This window comes from Mesorhizobium sp. B2-3-2 (assembly GCF_006442295.1).
In the GTDB taxonomy this organism is placed as follows: domain Bacteria; phylum Pseudomonadota; class Alphaproteobacteria; order Rhizobiales; family Rhizobiaceae; genus Mesorhizobium.
This window is the reverse complement of record NZ_VFWA01000009.1, coordinates 147,753-163,502: the sequence shown is the minus strand read 5'-3', so window position 1 is coordinate 163,502 and position 15,750 is coordinate 147,753. Positions and strand designations below refer to the sequence as shown.

Sequence of the window (15,750 nt, the reverse complement as noted above, 5' to 3'; positions counted from 1 at the left end):
AGGCAGGAAGGTCATGACAAACAATACTTCGTTCGGCGTTCATTCCGAGGTTGGTCAGTTGCGCAAGGTCATGGTATGCGCGCCCGGCCGGGCCCACCAGCGGCTGACACCCAGCAATTGTGACGCACTCCTCTTCGATGACGTGCTCTGGGTAGACAATGCCAAGCGCGATCATTTCGACTTCATGACCAAGATGCGCGACAGGGGCGTCGAGGTGGTCGAGATGCACAATCTGCTCGCCGAGACGGTCGCGATTCCGGAAGCCAAGAAGTGGATCCTCGACCAGCAGATCGTGCCGAACCAGGTCGGCCTCGGCCTGATCGACGAGGTCCGCTCCTATCTCGACGGCCTCTCCAATCGCGACCTCGCTGAGACACTGATCGGCGGGCTGTCGACCTTCGAATTCCCGGAAAACATCGGCGGCGAACAACTGGCGCTGATTCGTGACGCGGCCGGCGTCAACGAATATCTGCTGCCGCCTTTGCCCAATACGCTCTATACCCGCGACACCACCTGCTGGATCTATGGCGGCGTGACGCTGAACGCCCTTTATTGGCCCGCGCGCCACGAGGAGACCATCCTCACCACGTCGATATACAAGTTCCATCCGGACTTCGCCGGCAAGGTGAATGTCTGGTGGGGTGACCCGACCAAGGATTGGGGGCTCGCCACATTCGAGGGTGGGGACGTCATGCCGATCGGCAAGGGCAATGTCCTTATCGGCATGAGCGAGCGCACTTCGCGCCAGGCTATCAGCCAGGTGGCGGCGGCCCTGTTTGAGAAAGGAGCTGCCGAACGTGTGATCGTCGCCGCAATGCCTAAGCTGCGCGCGGCGATGCATCTCGACACGGTATTCACGTTTGCCGATCGTGACTGCGTGCTGATGTATCCGGACATCGTCAACGGCATTGACGCATTCTCCTATCGCCCTGACGGCAAGGGCGGCGTCGAACTCCACAAGGACAAAGGCAGTTTCATTGAGACGGTGCGTGACTCGCTTGGTCTCAAGAAGATGCGCGTCGTTGAAACCGGCGGCAACGACTACATGCGCGAGCGCACCCAGTGGGACAGCGGCGCCAACCTGGTTTGCGCCTCGCCTGGTGTCGTTTTTGCCTACGATCGCAACACGTACACAAATACGCTGCTGCGCAAGGAAGGCATAGAAGTCATCACTATCACAGGCGCGGAGCTCGGCCGCGGCCGGGGCGGGGGTCATTGCATGACCTGCCCCATCATCCGTGATGCAGTCGACTATTGATAGCAATCCGGCCAGGCTCGATACAGGCGGCCGGTCGGCTCCCAAATAGTCTGAAGGCCATACGCAGTCGGACGGCCTCCAGCACATAAAGACCGTTTGCCCAGAATTGCTTCTGGAGCGTTGGAGTCGCTTCCAATCCTTTAGGAACAATCGTGTTTGGACGGAATGCTCGTTGTTGGCGAGAAAATGTAAATGTACCAGGAGATAAAGACATGAAAAGTGTCATATTCGTTTCTGCTTTGGCTCTGATGGCTGCGGGTTGTACTGCCACGGAACAGCGAACGGCAGGCACGGCGTTGGCAGGAGCCGGAACGGGTGCGGTCATCGGCGGCCTTGCAAACGGCAGTCGAGGTGCCCTTGTAGGCGCGGCGGTCGGTGGCGGCACAGGGGCTGTGGTCGGCGCCGCGACGGCACCGCGCGCGCATCATCGCGAATGCTGGGTTCGTGATCGCTGGGGCCACACGGTTCGCGATCGTCAGGGTCGACCCATCACAGAACGTTGCTAGGCGCGATGCGTAAGATCAGCTTTATTCAGCATGAATCGAGCTGGTGGAGCGATGTCGATGAACATTGGTCTGGGCGCTGAGTAAGCTTCCGGACCAATTTCGGAGTTGTCTGTAACGCCATCCAGCCGGCCGGGAACAGACTATGGCAAAGCGAACGCTCTTTGCGCCTACGTATATTCTGGCGGTTATCGCCGTCATATGGGCGCTGCAGGCCGCTGCCTCCATTTTCGCGCCAGTCGTGTGCGCTCTTTTCCTCATCGCGCTAGTGTGGCCATTGCAGCGCAACCTGCAGCGGCTTCTTCCAAAGCTGATCGCACTGGCGATAGTCGTCTGTGTCGTCGTCCTGGCATTCTTCGCCTTTGCATCGATCGCCAGTTGGGGGTTTGGCCGCATTGGCCGATCGGTCCTCGCCGACAGCGCCCGCTTTCAAGGGCTCTACAGTCAACTCGCCGAGTGGTTGGAAGGGCACGGTGTCGTGATGGCCGGCGCCTGGGCCGAGCATTTCAATGTCGGCTGGTTCGTGCGGATAGCTCAGGGTGTGACCGCAAGGCTGAATACCGTGATCTCGTTCTGGATCGTTGTGGTCGTTTACGTGCTTCTGGGTCTTCTCGACGCTGAAGCGGCGGCTCGCAATGCTCGTGTAGCGCTGAGCGCCCAGGCGGCGGACGCACTGATCAATGGCAGCAGTCAGACGGCCTCGAAATGGCGGCGTTACATGCTGGTTCGGACATTGATGAGCCTTGCAACGGGCTCGATGGTCTGGGCGCTTTCGGCGGCTTTCGGATTGCGGTTTGCCGCCGAGTGGGGCGTTATCGCCTTCACCTTGAACTATATTCCGTTTATCGGGCCGTTCGTCGCGACATTCTTGCCGACGCTTTACGCGCTCGCGCAGTTCGGATCGCCACAGGCCGCCGTCTCGATTTTTGCGGGCCTCAACATCATTCAGTTCGTCATCGGCAGCTACATAGAACCGCGGGTTGCCGGTTACGTGTTGGCGATGTCGCCTTTTGTGGTGCTGTTTTCGGTCTTCTTCTGGTCGTTTCTTTGGGGGGTGTTCGGCGCGTTCATAGGTGTGCCCATCACCATCGCGCTGGTTACTTTTTGCTCGCAATCGTCGGCGACCCTCTGGATCGCTCAATTGCTTGGGTCCGCCGATCGGCGGAACGCGTGATAGCCGCTGGGAAACTCGATTGGCCGCGCCCCTAGCGACGTCCGGATTCCGCGCCCCGGACGAGGCCGATGACACACACCGACAGGATGCCGCCAAGAAGGCCCGCAATGCCGACGCCGATCAGCACGCCGGGCGTGAGGGTGCCGACACCACGAGCGGTGGCATCGACAGCATTTTCGACGTTGCCGACGAAGTTTGCCAAGGCGGGAATCCGACCAGCCAGCAATGTCAGGGCCAGCCCACCCACGACGCCAGCCGCCGCGACAGATTTCCAGCTCAGTGCAGCCATGCGCCAAAACCGGGCCGTAGCGAAAGCTCCGCCCGCGCCGCAGATGGCTTCGATCAAAAGCAGGACCGCTGTCTCAAGGCCGGACATGCTTGCATCGCCCACTTGCTATCCGGCCATCCATCGCCCTTGCCGACCAGCAGATTTCCGGTTCTGGATGTTTCGGCGACCGCGCTCAGGCGGTCGCGGTGGCGCCTTGGCCGGCTGTGGCCGTCGCGCGTTGCAACGCATCGCGCAGGACCTGTTCCTTCGTCTCATCCAGCGACGTCTTAAGCACCACACCGCCAAAGGCCTTGATTTCCTTGAGCACCTTGTCCGCCGTCATTTCGTGCGCAAGCACGAACAGGGCAGCGTCCCCAGGCTGGATGCTGGCTGACAGATCGCGCATGAACGCATCGTTGATACCTACGTCCGTCAAGGCGCCGCCAAGCGCCCCGGAAGTGGCGCCCACCGCAAGCCCGATGAGCGGATTCAGGAAGAGAACACCGATGAGCAAGCCCCAGAAACTACCGGATACGGCACCTGCAGCTGTCGTATTCACGAGTTGATTGAGCTTTATCGCGCCCGCTTCGGTCTTGGTGGCAATAACCGCGTCGCCAAGCTTAATGATGTATTCCTTTTGAAGCCCTATGAGGCGTTGACGTACCTCTTCAGCCTTGGCCTCGTTCGGATAGACGATGGCGATCAGATCGGACATGGGAACTCCTAGGCTAAGACTTCTTCAAGGCCACGTAATACACATCCTCGAAAGTGAAAGATTGAGCCGGAAATCCGAATAGTGTGCAGCACGTCTCATTTTGCTCGCCTGTCGGACCGGCAATCTCCCGGTTCGACATTGAACGTCGACCGCTTCGCCGGTTGCGCTCGGCCCATCGCGACGAATTCTGGTCCGGGCCGTCCGAGCTTTTTCCATACGATCAGCGAGGCCGCGCCGTCTTGAAGGGTGGCTGGTCCGCGTCATGCGGCCGTTCGCCATGGTCCAGGACAAAATGAACCCCACGAAAAGCGGCCGCCGTCGAAGGCGGTCGCGGCACCGCTCACGGTGAAAATGGCTGGATCACCGGGGCGTATCCGTTGGCCGCAAGCCTGTAACGAGCCAGCCCAGGCCGTGAAGGACCAGGTCGATACCCACGAACGCCCCGATCACCCAAACCCCGGTCGATGGCCATCCGATGAGTATCAAGAAGCCAGCCGCGAGACCGAACAGGCCGGAAACAAGCATCATCCATCGGTCGGTGGACAGATAGCGCAGGCTCAAAGACATTCTTCCGAGCCCAGATATCACGAGCACGACACCGAGCACCCATGTGAGGATAATAGATCCCAGCACCGGCAAGCTGATGAGCAGGCAGCCAAAAACGACGTAGAGGATGCCGAGCATCGTCTGCCAGAGAAAACCACGCCACCCGCCGGCCCAGACGGCAAGCGCAATCTCGAGAAAGCCGGCGCATACGATCGCAATGCCCAGGACGAGCGCGCTGATGGTGGTGGCCAGCGCCAGGTCGCCCACACGAAGACGCCGGCGAGAATAAAGACGATTCCGATCGCCGAGTTCGCCCATGCAGACTGTCTCGGTTGCTGAGCCTCCGACAACTGTGCCATTCCCGCACCTCCTCCCGGAGTCATCTACGAATGCGATGGAAATCCACCACGCGGCCAGTACGGGCATTCAGAACTATCTCGAAAGTGCTGCCGCCAATACGACGCGCGTGATAAACAAAATTGCGTCCCCTGCAGTCCACGCGACGCACGTCCCTGAAGCCTCTACTCTGAATCAATCGCTGGCCTTGGACGCAAGTAATCGCGCGGCCGTTATTAAGGTTTGATCCGATATTTATATTTACGGTCACAGCTCCCGCTGGGAACACAGTGGCAAGAGGAATACCAAAGCCGAGTGCGGCACTTAACAGGGCAGCTAGTGCATATCTCCGCATATCTTTCGTCCTCTTTGGTGAATTAAGCCGACATCACGCGCATGCGAACACGTTGTCAATAATTCTGCATGGTGGCTTGGATATTTGGAGACACAATGCCTAGTTTTTGGATTCCTTGCATTTAGCACTTTTGGCTGAGCGCCTCAGTCTTCGGTTTTATTGCGAAGGTGTATGTCTTGCGATTAACCGTTGGCGTTCAGAAACACTGAAATGCACGAGGAGCCGACGCGAGATCTCGAAAGCTGATGAAGTGCGCGACCGAACTGAATAATCTTCGTCAGTTTTCCGGAGGTGAGACGCTCATCCGCCGACGCATGAAGACGGCACAGCTCGACCAACGCCCCACGACAGGCGTCCCTGTACGATGGTCAGCGTCCACTGACCGTTCGAGTACGTCGTTCCTTCCGGTCCTTTGGAGGGCAGGTCGACCTCGGCTGCGTCGTTGACGGATACAGAAGCGCGATCCCCCAGAAGACGCACTGCCAGACGCGTGCCGTCCTCGCACTTGTAATTGCTGACGGGATAGGGATTGCCTACCCCGATCGACGTGGCGAACGCGGAATAATTGAAGCTCACAATCATCACCGCGCCAATTGCCGCGACCGATAGATTTTTTTGCACAATAGTCCTCCCAACTGGCGCATCGGCGTGGATCAAACAGAGAAGCTGTATCAACTGATCGGCAAACGCCTTCGGGAAATGCGCTTGGAACGGGCGGGACATTTCCGGCTAGCTCACGCCAATGGCTTTGCCGGCCTCTGCCAGGTCGGCCTGCACTCTCGTGCAAGCTTGAATTCAGCCGTTGCAGCAAATCCCGCGGGCTCGTCAGACCAAGGAGTCCAGAGGACGCTTAGAAGGGCGATATGCACTGCCGGCGTGGACCATTATACGGCTGCCAGCTGTTGTCCGAGACCCGAAAAGAGCGGTAGCGCTGTGAGCACCAGTTCACATGGTTGTTCCAAGCGCTGTGATTGTGCTGGCGGGCAGCCGAAACCGCCATCCCGCCGAGCAGCATTCCGCCAATGAGGCCCGCGGCGACGGCGCCATTATTGTTCCTCGAATGCCGGTGATGGCGTGGCGGACGGGAGGGCCGATAATGGGGTGGCCTGTGGTGCGGTGGCCGTACTCCATGTCCCGGTCGATGGCGGGAAGGCCTCCTTAGGTCAATGTTCGTGACCGTATCGGAAACCGACGGCCTTAGCGCTCCGACGGGCATTGCCCAGGTGGGGGCTGCCAAGCTTGCGATGATCGCGGCGACGATGATGCGCTTCATATGCTTCTCCCGTAAACTTCATCTCCCGCCGTACGCCCCGCCGCTGCGGATGAGATCAAATCCAGATAACTCTAGGCCAGCACCTCGTTTTCTTGGAATATGCTGTAAATCCCAAACGTGGATCGAGCGTTTATTTCTTGCTTCCGGAATGAATGAGACCAGTCGAACAGTATGTCTTTCCGCCGAGGACGCCTGTCGCGACGGGCGCCACCAATGTTCCTTGAATGCCGGTGGTGACGCGGGAGATGGGAGGGCCATTGGTGTGGCGGCCGTGTGCGGGTCTATGGCGAGCCCGCGACAGACCTCTCGACGCTTCTCCTCAGGCGATGATCATCCCCTGGGGCCTTCACGCTGCTGAGAATCACAGGCCGGGGCGGCCTCTTGGCGTTCAGGTGACAAAGGAGCGCCCAATGACATGCGCGCCACCTTCAAGTGAGCTGCCATGCAATCGTTATATAAACAGCTCGCCATGAAATTCGACCTGAAATCGCGGCGGTGCAATCCTCGACTCAGCGTCGCGTACACTCCAAATAGATCCGACGGGACATTCACCTTTTCTGGTCTCGATTTCGATTTTCGTGACATCGCAAATCCGCTGGGTTCGATGGCACCGAATAAAAAATGCTTCAATATGCAAGTTACAAATTCGCAATTTTCAAAAGATGGAAGTATGTAGTCTTATATAAATATTACGAGAGAAAATGACAAAACTTTCATGAAATGGAAATGATTCCGTAATGTGGCTTCTTCTAGCCATCCTGGCAAGGATGCTCAGTGCACCCCACTCAAAAGGATAGGCCATGAATATTTTTCCCAATTCGTATTCCAGAACTCGTCGGCGCTTGGGGGCGGCTGTAGCGTCAATGACCGCTATCGGCATCGGCGCTGTTGTCTCCGGCACTGTCCCCACGCTGGCCGACGCAGTGCATGTCCAGGCGCCGCAGATGCCGAGCTTCGCCGATGTCGTCGATCAGGTTTCGCCGGCGGTCGTCAGCGTCAAGGTCAAGTCCACGGTCCAGCCGGTCGCCGACGACGGTTCCGACGATCAGGATGGTTTCGAGAGCCTGCCCGACAACCGGCAGCAGCGCGGCTTCAATCATGGCGACGGCAAGCCGCGCCCGGTGGCGCAGGGTTCAGGCTTCTTCATCTCGGAGGACGGATATCTCGTCACCAACAATCACGTCGTCTCGGAAGGCTCGTCCTTCACCGTCGTCACCAGTGACGGCAAGGAACTCGATGCCAAGCTGGTCGGCACCGATCCGCGGACGGACTTGGCTGTGCTGAAGGTCGATGGCGGCGGCAAGTTCACCTATGTCGACTTCGCCGACGACTCCAAGATCCGCATCGGTGATTGGGTGGTGGCAGTCGGCAACCCGTTCGGCCTCGGCGGCACCGTCACTTCCGGCATCATATCCGCTCGGGGCCGCGATATCGGCGCCGGCCCCTATGACGACTTCATCCAGATCGATGCTCCGGTCAATCATGGCAATTCGGGGGGCCCGACTTTCAATCTCAATGGCCAGGTGATCGGTATCAACACAGCCATCTTCTCGCCGTCGGGCGGCAGTGTCGGCATTGGCTTCGATATCCCGGCCTCGACCGCCAAGCAGGTCGTGGAAGACCTGATGAAGGAAGGCTCCATCAAGCGAGGTTGGCTCGGCGTCCAGATCCAGCCGGTCACGACTGAAATTGCTGAATCGCTTGGTCTCAAATCCGACAAGGGCACACTGGTTTCGAACGCTCAGGACGCTGGTCCTGGCAACAAGGCAGGCATTGCCGCCGGTGACGTCATCACCCAGGTCGACGGCAAGGATGTCGATTCGCCCAAGGACCTCGCCCGCACGATCGGCGCCTATGCGCCGGGCAAGTCGGTCGATCTTACCGTATTGCGTGATGGCAAAAGCCGGACGATCAAGGTCGATCTCGGCACACTGCCGGCCAGGGACAAGCAGGCCTCCGGCGACGACGGCACGCAAGTCGCGCCTGCCAAGGCCGACGCATTGGCCGATCTTGGCCTGACCATCGCCAAGTCAGACGATGGCAAAGGACTGGTCGTCACCGATGTGGATCCCAACAGCGATGCGGCCGATCGTGGCATCCAGCCGGGCGATGTCATCACCGCCGTCAGTTCGGCCAAGGTGAACACCACTGATGACGTCACCAAGGCCATGGCCGATGCAGCCAAGGCCGGCCGCAAGGCCGTACTGATGCAGATCACCCGCGACGACTCGAGCCGGTTCGTCGCGGTGCCCGTGGGCAAGGCCTGACAGAAGGCGGTCTGGAGCCTATTGGTTCGGGGCGCCCGCCCCAAATGCTGCCGCCGCGATAGCCGCGGCACATCCAGCAATTTCCCGCGGCGATGTCTGCCGCCAAGCCGCTGCGGGAACAAGGAGCCGCGCACGTCAATCAGTCGTCGTGCCTCGCTCCTGGCGGCAGCGGGCTCCCTACGCCCGCTGCCGTTTTCGCCATTTACGTCAGTAGCAAATCGACTGCATCGTGAGCCTAAACGGATGTCGGGGCTCGCGGTGATTCTTTTGCTCACCATGTTCGTCAGCATGCTCACGCTCGGCACGGGCCGCACGACGAGACTTCAGGGAGTGTTCCTGCTGATTTCGGCCGTGCCCTGAAGCCTCAGCTAGCCGCCTCTGTCGGCCTGTGCTGCAACCTTGGTGGCAAGATGGGTTTTGAGGGCGGCGAGGTCCTGCCGCGACCAGTCCTTCACGCCCAACACTGCGCTCCAAGCTTCCACATAGTCCTGCGGCGCGTAGACATGGCCGTAGCCGATCGGCGTGGTTGTCGCCACGGCCATATCGAGACCGAGCTGCAGCATGGTCACCACGGGATACCAGCTCAGTTGCGGCGAGACGTCCGGCCCGCGCGGCGCCTTCATCCAATCCGGCTGCCGGTAGGCGTCGCGATAGTCGAAGAACACGATCGGGTCGCTGGCATATTGCAGGTAGACGATCCTCAGCGGCCCCCAGGGCGTGTCCGGCGCCACCGCCGGGCCGTTCTGGTTCATGAACCGGACCAGGCTGCTGTCGCGGAAGATTGGCAGCCACTGCGGCGAGCCGTTGTTGCGCGTATCGCTGACCGAGCGCCAGGTCCGGCTCTCGAAGGGCGGGCCGCTCCAGAGCGCGCCGCTGATCGGGTCGCTGAATATCTCGAACAGCCCGGCCGATCTTTCGGAGTTCATCGCGCCAAGGCTGAGCCCGTGTAGGTAAAGCCTCGGCCGCGATTGCTTCGGCAGGGTGGTCCAGTAGCCGTAGATTTCGAGGAACAGCGCGCGGGCCGTCTCAGCGCCGTATTCCGGCTGCGCCAGCAGCGAAAGCGGACTGCTCAGATAGGAATATTGCGCGGCGACGCTGGCGACATCGCCGCGGCATAGATATTCGAGCGCATCCATCGAGGCCGGATCGACCCACCCGGTACCGGTCGGCGTGATGACCACAAGCGTAGATTTGCTGAAGCCGCCCGCCCGCTTCAGCTCCTCCAGCGCGAGTTTCGCGCGGGCTTGCGGACTGTTCGCCGCTCCTAGTCCGACATAGACCCGGACCGGCTGTTGCGCCGGCCGGCCGGTGAAGGTCCCTATCTCGGCGGCGGCGGGGCCGTCCGCGATGAACTCGCGGCCGGCGCGGCCGAGCTCGTCCCACCTGACCAGCGAGGCGGGGCTTCCGGTCCTGGAGGCTTCGCTCGGCTGCTGGCGCTCCGGTTCCATGAGTGCGTCGAACTTGGCGAACGAGGAGTCGAGCGCGCCGAAGATCGCGCGGATCGCAACGTCGCTCACCAGCAACCAGATGAGCAGCACGGCGACAGCGGCGCCGGCGACATTCGCCAGGCGCCGGGGTATGTAGCGTCTCAGTGCCCCGGCGATGGCGCGCACCAGCCAAGCGACAAGGCGCGCCAGCGCCAGCACGACGATGAAGGTGCAAATGGCCAGGGCGCAGACATTGACGGGATGGGCGCCATCGACAGCCGGCATGCCCATCACCGCGCGGATGGAGTTCTGCCACGCGCCGGATCGCCACAGTGCCACAAGGGCAAGGCCCAGGCACGGGACCAGGATGATCGCCTTGGACAGCAAACGCGGCCGTGGCGGCAGTTCCGGAATCTCGAGATATTTCCACAGCCACCGCAAGGCGACGCCAAGGCTGTAGCCGATGGCGAAGCACGCGCCCGCCAGTACGCCTTGCGTCAGGTCGGTGCGGGGAACGAGCGTCGGCGTCAGGGCAGCCGCGAAGAACAGCATGCCGAGGGCCATGCCGGCACCGGAGAGCGATCGCCAGATACTAAGGAAACGATTAGTTGTCACTTGGGTGTTACGCCTCGAGTTGGACCGCAGGATAAAGTCGGCCTATGGTTTTTATATCTTCGGAGTCGCCCGTCCGCTATTGGCCTAAGCAGTCAGCTCATGCCCTGGGTCAACATGCATCGACCCTTTGCGCGATAAGACAGAGATACCACGCGTATTAAAAACTAGTGCTCGCCCCGGTCTTTAGGTTCGCCAGACCATACCAGAGAATATGAAGGAAACGGGTTGCGACCGTCCGCTAATCTGTTGACTTTCCAGTAGAAGACGTCTGCCCTCCGGGCCCACCATCGTCGTTATTTGCCATTAGGCTACGAAGCGGTTCGCCGATGCGATGGTCTAGACACTCGCCGATCGCATCCTCTGCGGATGGCAGCTTTGCGCCTCCAACCCGCCGTTTAGCTCCAAACTGCGTGAGCTAGGGAGCAGACGTTGGACTAGCCCGGCCAAAGGCCCTGAAGCCATGTGGCACCGCAGCGCCGGCAATATTCGTGAACCGAGTGCTACGTTTACCCGGCGCGCTGCTTGAGTTCGGGAAAATCTGGTCTCTGCGCCAACCTTGGCCTCAGGAACATCCCCATCTACCGCAGCCTTCTCCGCCACCAGTCAAGAATCCGCAGGCTGTGTGCGCCAGTCATACTCTTGCCGGAACCCAAGGATGTCGCGCAGCTTCCGATTTGAGATCGGTCCCTCGAATACGTCCATGGGGCCTGTGACTGGTATGTTGGGTGCGTGCTTGTCGAGAAATTCCGCCGTCGGCATCTCGGCCACGATGTTGTCGTTGACTGCGTTGAATATCTGGAACCCCAAGCCGTCCTTCTCGATGCACAGATCGACGATCTGGCCGAGATCGCGCACGTCCATGTAGGTCCAGCCGTCGCGCCGCCGTTTCGAGGCGTCGGCAAGGAATTCCGGGAAGCGGGCATAGTCGCGCGGTTCGACGACGCCGCCGATCCGCAGGGCATAGACGTCGGCTCCAGTACGGGAGGCGAAAGAGCGCGCAATCTTCTCGCCTAGCACTTTGGAGAGACCATAGCTGTCGGTCGGATCGACGTCATAATCCTCGTCCACCGGAAACGATGTGAACTCGCGGTCGCCTTCGGCAAAGCACACGCCGTACACCGTTTCGCTGGAAGCGGTGACGATTTTGCGGATACCAAGCTTGGTGGCGGCTTCGATCACATTGTAGGTCGACTGCACATTGGCGGCGAACATGGCGTTGTCCGGTCGCAGGAATATCCGCGGGATCGCCGCGAAATGGACCACCGCGTCGACCGGGCCGCGGCTCCTTCCGCCGAAATATTCGTCGAACCCGAAATGCAGCGTCAGTGCATTGTAGGTCTCGCCAGCGTCCGCAAGATTGGTGATGACGGTGTCGACGCCCAGCACATCGAGCGGTGTCAGGTCGAGATTCAGAACCTGATGCCCGCGCTCGAGCAGATAGGGTATGACGTGCCGGCCGATCTTGCCGCTGCCGCCGGTGAAGATGATCCGCTTGCCCATGGGTCCCTCACAACGGATTTGTTTGATCGGGCAGCGCAGTCCGCCCGGTCCGGTCGTCAGCTATTCAAAGATGCCGAAGCCTGGCACGGCGTGCTTGCGAACGCCTTCCATGTCGAGCTCGACGCCGATGCCAGGTACGTCAGACACCACGATGTGGCCGTCCTCGACGATCGACTTCGCGCCGTCCGGAAGGCGCACATAACTGTCCCACGCCTCCCGCTCTTCAAGCGCGTGCCACTCCAGAACGAGGAAGTTCGGAACGCTGGCGCACACATGGCATGTCGCCATCGTGCCCAGCGGCGTCGACACCAGATGCGGCGCGAACGGCACATAGTACATCTCGGCGAGATTCGCGATCTTGCGGCTTTCCGCAAGGCCGCCGCATTTCGGCACGTCGGGCATGATGACGTCGGCGCCATAGTTCTGGAACAGTTCGCGGAAGCCCCAGCGCAGGTAGAGATTTTCGCCGACGCAGATCGGCGTCTTGGTCCGCATGCGGATCTGCTTCAGGGCCTCGACATTTTCCGCCGGGATCGGCTCTTCCAGCCAGAGAAGGTTGAAGCGTTCCATCTCGGCCGCTATGCGGCTGGCGCTGAGCACGTCGTAGCGCGCGTGCAGGTCGATGCAGAGATCGACGTCGGGGCCGATCGCATCGCGGACCGCTGCGACACGCTCGACCATGAAGCGCAGTTCGGCGCCGTTGATGGTATGGTTCACCGCGTCGAACTTCGCCGGATGGCGCAGATTGTCGATGTCGAATTTCAGCGCCGTGAAGCCTTCCGCCACCATGCGGCGCGCGCGTGCCGCGCATCCCTGCGGCGATCCCGATTCCTCATCGCCGTCGCCGCAGTCGGCATAAAGTCTCATCCGGTCGCGGAACTTGCCGCCGAACATGCGATAAAGCGGCTGGCCGGCGGCTTTCGCCGCGACGTCCCACAGCGCCATCTCCAGCCCGGTCAGCGCGATCAGAAAGATGCCGGCCTGCGCACCGGAAAACACATGGTCACGGCGAATCTTGTCCCAGCAATATTCGACATTGCGCGGATCCTGACCGATCAGCTCCGACTTCAGTTCCGAAATCAGCCCGACGATTGCGGCGGCGCCTGCATCGGGATTTGCTTCGCCATAACCGCAGATGCCGGCGTCCGTATCGATGCGGATCAGGGTCGCCTTGCCGTGATAGGCGACGACCGCTGTCTTGATGTCCGTGATCTTCATCGAAACCTCCTCCCCGTGACGGCGCGCGGCGCCTTCAAACGCATATCGTCAACCTAGGTCAACTTGTCCAATAAGCATACAAGATGAGAAGACGAGGCGTAAACCCCCTTTGAACGATTTTGCGCAAATGCACCTCGCAGCGGAGGGCATCGTTGAAAAATTTGGGAAATTCGTGGTTCCGCGCCAAGCGACATAAATACGCCGGAACCTACTTGTTAGACGAGTATATAAGCGTATAAATTGGATGCCAGCAGGGTAACGCCCATACATGCTGCCAATCAGGAGGAACAGGATGCAACAGCGACAGTTGGGATCGTCGCCGGTCAAGGTATCGGAGATCGGTCTGGGCACTTGGGGTATGTCCGGCGCCTTTTGGGGCGCGGCCGACGATGAGGAATCGATCCGGGTGATCCGACGCGCCGCGGAACTTGGCATCACGCTGATCGACACCGCCGAAGCCTATGGACATGGCCATGCCGAGGAGGTCGTCGGAAAGGCGCTGGCCGGCCGCCGCGACAAGGCCGTTATCGCGACCAAGGTCGCGCCCAATCATCTCGAACCCGCCATGATTGAGGCGGCGCTCGACGGTTCGCTGAAGCGGATGCAGACGGACTATGTCGATGTCTATTTTGTCCACTGGCCGAACTCGGATTTTCCGATCGGCCCGACCATGGAGATGATGGAGCGGCTGCGGTCGTCCGGACGTATCAAGGCAGTCGGCGTCTCGAATTTCAGCACCGCCGACATGGACAACGCTCGTCAACATGGCGTGATCGACGTCCTCCAACCACCCTACAACATGCTGTGGCGCGAGGTTGAGGCTGAGACGCTGCCCTATTGCCGCAAGCATAATATCGGCGTGATGCCCTATAGTGGTCTCGCCCAGGGTTTGCTTACCGGGCTGTTGTCGCCGGACACCAAATTCGTCGAAGGCGATGAGCGCCGCACCACCGTTCTGTTCCAGCCGGGCACCTACGAGCGCGCGGTTGACGCCGTCGACGCCCTGAAGCCGATTGCGGCGCGCTACGGCAAGACGGTTCCACAACTTGCGATCCAGTGGCTTACCAGCAGGCCGGGCGTGAGTTCGCCGCTGGTCGGAGCGCGCACGGTCAAGGAACTCGAGGAAAATACCGAGAGCGCAGGCTGGGCGATTTCCGACGCGGACATCGCGGCCATCGACAAGATTACCGGACCGGTATGGGCGGAAATCAAAGACAAGGGCGACATGTTCGGTTTTCGCGCGCGCCAGCGCCAGGAACAGCAAGCAAAAAGCGCCTGATATCGGCCGCGTCCTCCCGGCGCGCAGCGGCGCGGCCAGCCCGATTGCTGGCTGCGCCGCTCGGGAGCGTCGGCTGGCGATTTCTTATGGGGGCAGGCCAACGGCCGTGGTGATCTTCAGGTGCCGGCGCATCGCCTCTTCCGCCCGTTTTGCATCACGCGCCACGAGGGCCTCGTAGATCGCTCTGTGCATCTCAGTCGCCGAGGGCAGGGCATGAGGCACCTGGTTGCTGATGCGCCTGCTTGCCATCTGCCACCACCGGGACGAGTACATGAAGCGGTCGAGGATCCTATTCTTGGCTGCCCGGCAAATCTCCATGTGGAAATCCAGATCCAGTTTCAGATAGGCGTCCGCATTGTCTTCGCTGGCCGACATCGCTGCCAGCAGGGTGCCAAGACGCTCAAGGTTTTCTTTGGTCATATGCTTGGCTGCGATGGCGGTGATGGCCGGTTCGATGATTATCCGCGTCGCGTGCGCTTCCGCCAAGATCTCGCGGGTCTGCTCGGGCGGCAGCCAGTCGATAAGCAATGGACTGAGGTAGTCCCATTCGTCTGCGGGACGCAGCACCACGCGCCGTCCCTGCGCGATTTCGATCATGTCGAGAGACGCCAGGATCTTGAGCGCTTCCCGCGCCACCGCGCGCGAAACCCCGAACTCCTGAAGGATCTGCTGCTCCGACGGTCCCTGGCCGCCGGCGACGCCGCCGCTGGCGATGCGGCGCGCGAGCACGCCGGCCACCTGCTTGGGCAAAGTTTGAAGCTTGACCTCCATGGCATCCATCATTAACATCCACTTGTCTGATAAGCTTATAGGCTGATAGCTAGATATGCAGTCAACTTATCTCATGGTGCTCACTAGCCTATAACTCGGCCTGCGTGAAGGGAGGATCGAACGGTGGAGGTCGTCCCATCCCGGTTCCCGTCGTCCGAGATCAGGATCGAGACGCCTTCGCGAACGCCCCAGCCGCGTTGGAACAAGGTGCCTGATCGCCCGGCGGGCTCGCAAGCGTCGTTCGG

13 protein-coding genes are annotated in these 15,750 nt (G+C 60.5%); 4 read left to right on the top strand and 9 right to left on the bottom strand.

Features of this window, described 5'->3' with window-relative positions; genetic code table 11:
• Positions 1 to 13 precede the first annotated feature (13 nt).
• Together FJ964_RS20810 and FJ964_RS20800 are read left to right on the top strand one after the other, a co-directional pair.
• Positions 14 to 1,258, top strand: a complete 1,245-nt coding sequence (locus FJ964_RS20810) for an arginine deiminase (protein WP_140552129.1) — start codon at positions 14 to 16, stop codon at positions 1,256 to 1,258.
• 648 nt (positions 1,259 to 1,906) lie between these two features.
• Positions 1,907 to 2,935, top strand: coding sequence for an AI-2E family transporter (locus FJ964_RS20800; protein ID WP_140552127.1), 1,029 nt, complete (start codon positions 1,907 to 1,909; stop codon positions 2,933 to 2,935).
• A 31-nt stretch (positions 2,936 to 2,966) separates the two neighbouring features.
• Here FJ964_RS20800 and FJ964_RS20795 read toward each other — a convergent pair whose 3' ends face one another.
• From FJ964_RS20795 to FJ964_RS31395, 5 genes are all read right to left on the bottom strand, one after another.
• Positions 2,967 to 3,311 (bottom strand): hypothetical protein, encoded by a 345-nt coding sequence (locus tag FJ964_RS20795; RefSeq protein ID WP_140552126.1) that lies wholly within the window; start codon positions 3,309 to 3,311, stop codon positions 2,967 to 2,969.
• An 85-nt stretch (positions 3,312 to 3,396) separates the two neighbouring features.
• Positions 3,397 to 3,918 carry a DUF1269 domain-containing protein gene (locus FJ964_RS20790; protein WP_140552125.1) on the bottom strand — a complete coding sequence of 174 codons (522 nt, stop codon included), beginning with the start codon at positions 3,916 to 3,918 and terminating at the stop codon, positions 3,397 to 3,399.
• A 360-nt stretch (positions 3,919 to 4,278) separates the two neighbouring features.
• Complete coding sequence (locus tag FJ964_RS20785; RefSeq protein ID WP_181172549.1) at positions 4,279 to 4,782, bottom strand: DUF308 domain-containing protein; 504 nt, start codon at positions 4,780 to 4,782, stop codon at positions 4,279 to 4,281.
• Between the two features lie 673 nt (positions 4,783 to 5,455).
• Positions 5,456 to 5,878 carry a hypothetical protein gene (locus tag FJ964_RS20775; RefSeq protein ID WP_224713303.1) on the bottom strand — a complete coding sequence of 141 codons (423 nt, stop codon included), beginning with the start codon at positions 5,876 to 5,878 and terminating at the stop codon, positions 5,456 to 5,458.
• 127 nt (positions 5,879 to 6,005) lie between these two features.
• Positions 6,006 to 6,155: a BA14K family protein gene (locus FJ964_RS31395; RefSeq protein ID WP_224557512.1), complete on the bottom strand. Its 150-nt coding sequence runs from the start codon at positions 6,153 to 6,155 to the stop codon at positions 6,006 to 6,008.
• Between the two features lie 1,073 nt (positions 6,156 to 7,228).
• On the opposite strand from FJ964_RS31395, the gene FJ964_RS20765 reads away from it, so the two are divergent.
• Positions 7,229 to 8,695 carry a Do family serine endopeptidase gene (locus tag FJ964_RS20765; RefSeq protein WP_140552121.1) on the top strand — a complete coding sequence of 489 codons (1,467 nt, stop codon included), beginning with the start codon at positions 7,229 to 7,231 and terminating at the stop codon, positions 8,693 to 8,695.
• A 368-nt stretch (positions 8,696 to 9,063) separates the two neighbouring features.
• Here the strand turns inward: FJ964_RS20765 and FJ964_RS20760 are convergent, their stop codons facing one another.
• The 3 genes from FJ964_RS20760 to FJ964_RS20750 form a co-directional block, all read right to left on the bottom strand.
• The gene (locus FJ964_RS20760; protein ID WP_140552120.1) at positions 9,064 to 10,686 is read right to left on the bottom strand and encodes an alpha/beta-hydrolase family protein; all 1,623 of its coding nucleotides are present in this window, start codon (positions 10,684 to 10,686) and stop codon (positions 9,064 to 9,066) included.
• 654 nt (positions 10,687 to 11,340) lie between these two features.
• Entirely contained in the window at positions 11,341 to 12,237 is an 897-nt protein-coding gene (locus tag FJ964_RS20755) for an NAD(P)-dependent oxidoreductase (protein WP_140552119.1), read from the bottom strand.
• 60 nt (positions 12,238 to 12,297) lie between these two features.
• Positions 12,298 to 13,455, bottom strand: coding sequence for a mandelate racemase/muconate lactonizing enzyme family protein (locus FJ964_RS20750; protein WP_140552118.1), 1,158 nt, complete (start codon positions 13,453 to 13,455; stop codon positions 12,298 to 12,300).
• A gap of 292 nt (positions 13,456 to 13,747) precedes the next feature.
• On the opposite strand from FJ964_RS20750, the gene FJ964_RS20745 reads away from it, so the two are divergent.
• Positions 13,748 to 14,734, top strand: a complete 987-nt coding sequence (locus tag FJ964_RS20745) for an aldo/keto reductase (protein ID WP_181172548.1) — start codon at positions 13,748 to 13,750, stop codon at positions 14,732 to 14,734.
• Between the two features lie 84 nt (positions 14,735 to 14,818).
• On the opposite strand, the gene FJ964_RS20740 is transcribed toward FJ964_RS20745, so the two are convergent.
• Positions 14,819 to 15,514 carry an FCD domain-containing protein gene (locus FJ964_RS20740; RefSeq protein ID WP_224624169.1) on the bottom strand — a complete coding sequence of 232 codons (696 nt, stop codon included), beginning with the start codon at positions 15,512 to 15,514 and terminating at the stop codon, positions 14,819 to 14,821.
• Positions 15,515 to 15,750: the final 236 nt, after the last annotated feature.

Excerpts from the sequence above, each read along its gene's own strand:
- FJ964_RS20750 (WP_140552118.1), bottom strand. The coding sequence starts at position 13,455 with ATGAAGATCACGGACATCAAGACAGCGGTCGTCGCCTATCACGGCAAG.
- FJ964_RS20760 (WP_140552120.1), bottom strand. The coding sequence starts at position 10,686 with ATGGCCCTCGGCATGCTGTTCTTCGCGGCTGCCCTGACGCCGACGCTC.
- FJ964_RS20755 (WP_140552119.1), bottom strand. The coding sequence starts at position 12,237 with ATGGGCAAGCGGATCATCTTCACCGGCGGCAGCGGCAAGATCGGCCGG.
- FJ964_RS20775 (WP_224713303.1), bottom strand. The coding sequence starts at position 5,878 with ATGTCCCGCCCGTTCCAAGCGCATTTCCCGAAGGCGTTTGCCGATCAG.
- FJ964_RS20800 (WP_140552127.1), top strand. The coding sequence starts at position 1,907 with ATGGCAAAGCGAACGCTCTTTGCGCCTACGTATATTCTGGCGGTTATC.
- FJ964_RS31395 (WP_224557512.1), bottom strand. The coding sequence starts at position 6,155 with ATGGCGGTTTCGGCTGCCCGCCAGCACAATCACAGCGCTTGGAACAAC.
- FJ964_RS20745 (WP_181172548.1), top strand. The coding sequence starts at position 13,748 with ATGCAACAGCGACAGTTGGGATCGTCGCCGGTCAAGGTATCGGAGATC.
- FJ964_RS20810 (WP_140552129.1), top strand. The coding sequence starts at position 14 with ATGACAAACAATACTTCGTTCGGCGTTCATTCCGAGGTTGGTCAGTTG.
- FJ964_RS20785 (WP_181172549.1), bottom strand. The coding sequence starts at position 4,782 with ATGGGCGAACTCGGCGATCGGAATCGTCTTTATTCTCGCCGGCGTCTT.
- FJ964_RS20740 (WP_224624169.1), bottom strand. The coding sequence starts at position 15,514 with ATGGATGCCATGGAGGTCAAGCTTCAAACTTTGCCCAAGCAGGTGGCC.
- FJ964_RS20790 (WP_140552125.1), bottom strand. The coding sequence starts at position 3,918 with ATGTCCGATCTGATCGCCATCGTCTATCCGAACGAGGCCAAGGCTGAA.
- FJ964_RS20795 (WP_140552126.1), bottom strand. The coding sequence starts at position 3,311 with ATGTCCGGCCTTGAGACAGCGGTCCTGCTTTTGATCGAAGCCATCTGC.
- FJ964_RS20765 (WP_140552121.1), top strand. The coding sequence starts at position 7,229 with ATGAATATTTTTCCCAATTCGTATTCCAGAACTCGTCGGCGCTTGGGG.